This window comes from Neisseria sp. P0001.S005, from assembly GCF_051963715.1.
The window spans coordinates 1-400 of sequence record NZ_JBQCTZ010000690.1; the positions used below are offsets into that span (position 1 = coordinate 1).

The following is a 400-nucleotide window of genomic DNA, read 5'->3' on the forward strand; positions in this document are numbered from 1 at the left end:
ACTTGGGCGTTGGTATGGCTGCTGTTTTCCCTGCCTTGCCTGCTGATTGCGGCCAAATGCTTTGCTTGGAAGGGCTGGCGGCTGGTTGCCAACATCGTACTTTGTCTGGCGACTTGTGCCATCCTCAGCGTGCCTGCCGCATTGCTGATTGCATTTACACTCAACGACTTGCTCAAATAGGCCGTTTGAAATGCAGAGCTTCGAACTCGAAGAAATGGCACTGTTTCTGATACGCGATGCGGATGAAGCGGAAATGTGGATAGACCGCTGGGCGGTCAGCTATCCGATTGTTCAAACTGCCGAAGCCGATAGTCGGCAAACCATTTCCGAATGGCAACACGCCATTCAGACGGCCTTCGACCATATCGTCAGCAGAAATATTGCCGTCGTGGCTCATGGT

General features: G+C 52.8%; 2 pseudogenes. Both read left to right on the forward strand.

Annotation, left to right across the window (positions count from 1 at the left end):
• Positions 1–180: pseudogene (locus ACTHSP_RS22395) on the forward strand (hypothetical protein); the annotation flags it as partial.
• 10 nt (positions 181–190) lie between these two features.
• Positions 191–400: pseudogene (locus ACTHSP_RS22400) on the forward strand (alpha/beta hydrolase); the annotation flags it as partial.